This is a genomic window from Oscillospiraceae bacterium, from assembly GCA_035353335.1.
Classification (GTDB): domain Bacteria; phylum Bacillota; class Clostridia; order Oscillospirales; family JAKOTC01; genus DAOPZJ01.
The window spans coordinates 1-2,700 of sequence record DAOPZJ010000115.1 but is presented as its reverse complement, the minus strand read 5'-3'; the positions used below and the strand labels follow the sequence as shown (position 1 = coordinate 2,700).

Annotated in this window: 4 protein-coding genes; all 4 read left to right on the top strand. The window is 44.7% G+C overall.

Features of this window, described 5'->3' with window-relative positions; genetic code table 11:
* The first annotated feature begins 5 nt into the window (after positions 1-5).
* On the top strand, positions 6-1,127 hold the full coding sequence (ald, locus tag PKH29_12780) for an alanine dehydrogenase (GenBank protein HNX15714.1): 1,122 nt from the start codon (positions 6-8) through the stop codon (positions 1,125-1,127).
* A 145-nt stretch (positions 1,128-1,272) separates the two neighbouring features.
* The gene (locus PKH29_12775; protein ID HNX15713.1) at positions 1,273-1,737 is read left to right on the top strand and encodes a hypothetical protein; all 465 of its coding nucleotides are present in this window, start codon (positions 1,273-1,275) and stop codon (positions 1,735-1,737) included.
* A 9-nt stretch (positions 1,738-1,746) separates the two neighbouring features.
* Positions 1,747-2,289, top strand: a complete 543-nt coding sequence (locus PKH29_12770; GenBank protein ID HNX15712.1) for a hypothetical protein — start codon at positions 1,747-1,749, stop codon at positions 2,287-2,289.
* A gap of 55 nt (positions 2,290-2,344) precedes the next feature.
* A partial coding sequence (locus PKH29_12765; GenBank protein HNX15711.1) for a hypothetical protein occupies positions 2,345-2,700 on the top strand: 356 nt, incomplete at its 3' end.

The window sequence follows — 2,700 nt, the reverse complement described above, 5'->3', positions numbered from 1 at the left end:
TACCCATGGTTATCGGCGTAATCAAAGAAATTAAAAACAACGAGTTCAGAGTCGGTCTTACTCCCGTCGGCGCACATGTGCTGGCGCGTGAGGGGCATACCGTATTGGTCGAAAGCGGCGCGGGCGTCGGAAGCGGCTTTGCGGATGCGGAATACATCGCGGCGGGCGCGGTTGTCGAGAGCGATAAAAAGAGCATTTTCGACCGGGCAAACATCATTGTCAAGGTCAAGGAGCCGTTAGAGTCGGAATACGCATTGTTCCGTGAGGGACAGACGCTTTATACTTACTTACACCTGGCTCCGAATCCGGGGCTTGCCAAGGCGCTGCTGGATCAAAAAGTTATCGGTATCGCGTTTGAGACGGTGCAAAAGGACGGAGGACTGCCGCTGCTCGCCCCGATGAGCGAAGTCGCGGGTCGGATGTCCATTCAAATCGGCGCAAATTACTTACAAAAACCGAACGGCGGCTTGGGTGTGCTGCTCGGCGGCGTCCCGGGGGTACTGCCCGCAAAAGTCGTGATTGTCGGCGGCGGCACGGTCGGCGCGAATGCCGCGAAAATCGCGGTCGGTTTCGGCGCGGATGTGACAATTTTGGATATCAGCTTGCCGCGTCTGCGGTATCTCGATGAAATTTTCGGCGGACGGCTCAAGACGCTCGTCTATAACACCTACAACGTGGCGCAGGCGGTCAAAGAGGCGGATTTATTGGTCGGCGCAGTATTGGTTCCGGGCAAAGCAGCCCCTAAAATCGTGACTGCGGACATGGTTAAAACCATGAAAAAGGGCGCTGTCATCGTCGATGTCGCCATCGATCAGGGCGGTTCCATCGAGACCATCGACCATGCGACGACACATGACAACCCCACTTATGAGAAGTACGGTGTGATTCACTACTCGGTGGCGAATATGCCGGGTGCTGTGCCGAGAACCTCGACCCTTGCGCTCGAATCGGCGACGCTGCCGTATCTCGTCAATCTCGCAAGCAAAGGCGTTTCCCGCGCACTGCTCGAAGACGAGGGCCTGATGAAAGGGCTCAACACCGCAAAGGGTCATATGACCTGCAAAAACGCGGCGGACAGTTTGGGCATCGAATACAAAGACCCCAAAACGCTGGTCGCGGGGCTGTAAAAGCTAAAAATTTTAATAAAAAGAAGTCAATTCCCGCCGGGAATTGACTTCTTTTATATTGTCTGGTAGAATATTCCCAGTATGTTATGCGTCACGATAATATAAAAATCACTGCATTAATTTTGGGGTTTACATAGGAGGAAAAATGAGCGAGTTTGATATTTATGAACATATTAATCATGTATTTGAGGACTGTTACGAAATGCACCATGGCGAAAGATCATATTGGTATTGCAACAAAACCCACTCAGTTTTCAAAGAAGATGATTTGGTTGAAAAAATGAATATTCCTTATTCCCGAGATGAATTGATTCAATTGGGTTATATAAAGCTGCCGAAATTGAAAAGAGTTGAAACTGTCAAGACATATATTTTATATTTGGATCAAATCGGCTATTCGGATATCAAGGCTTATGCGGAAGAGCTTTTTGATATGAATGACGATGAGTTTTGGATAAAGTTTTCTACCTATATGGATGAAAATTATTTCGATATCTATTGGTATCATTGGGCGAAATATTACGAGATACAATGCATGTATGCTCTGATTGAATGGTGCACGATGAATAAAATACCTGCAATTTTAAAAATCAACAGACGTGTTTTTTAGGAGGGTATTATGAAAATTACAGAAAAACAAATTGATAAAGAGATGGAAGAATTAATTCACCTTGAAAAAACGGATATGAAAAATATAAAAATAAACAGTATTGATATTTGTAAATGTGTACCCTATGTAAAAGAATTTAACGGTGTAACAAATGAGACAAACGAGTACTGGTATTCCAAAGAAAAAGAGACAGTATCGCCAATTGATGAAATAATGCATAAACGTAATATAGCGGAGTTTTCTGAAGATGAGTTGTTTTCCTTAGGATATATTAAAATGCCCAAAAAGAGAACGGTTGACTTGATAAATGAGTATATCGCTGTATTACAACGACAGGGCAACAATGATGTCGGTGAATATATTGAGCAGTTTCGTAACGAGAGTGTATCGGAATATCGTAAAAAATTCACGGATTATTTATATGAAAATTATAAAGATACCTATCATAAACTCTGGCTTGAATATTGTGAACTGCAATACCAATATATTTTAATAGAGTGGTGCTATAAAAACGATATCGATGGGATATGGAAAGTTAATAAACATTTCTAAACCATTATTCGAATAATTTTTAGGCGCCTTGATAATTACCGAAAGGATAAAAGCGATGAGCATTGAATTGAAGGGGATTTTTGCCGGTGTTTTGTTTTTGTTTTCAATCGGTTTCGGGATTTGGCTGAGCCGGGGTGGAAGACCGCTCTCGACAGGGATTTTAACGGTACATAAGCTGACCGCGCTTGCGATGATTGTGTTTGCGGTGCTTGCGGTAATTCAACTTATCAAATTATCCGGTATCCCGTCGGCGGTGCTGCCATTGGTGATTGTGTTCGGGGTTTCGGTCGTCGCGCTGTTTGTCACGGGGGCGCTGCTCTCGATTTGGAAAGAGACCAATGCGTTTGTGCGCACGGTACATTGGCTGCTGACAATGCTTGCGGCGATTTCCGGTACCGTGGCGGCTTGCGT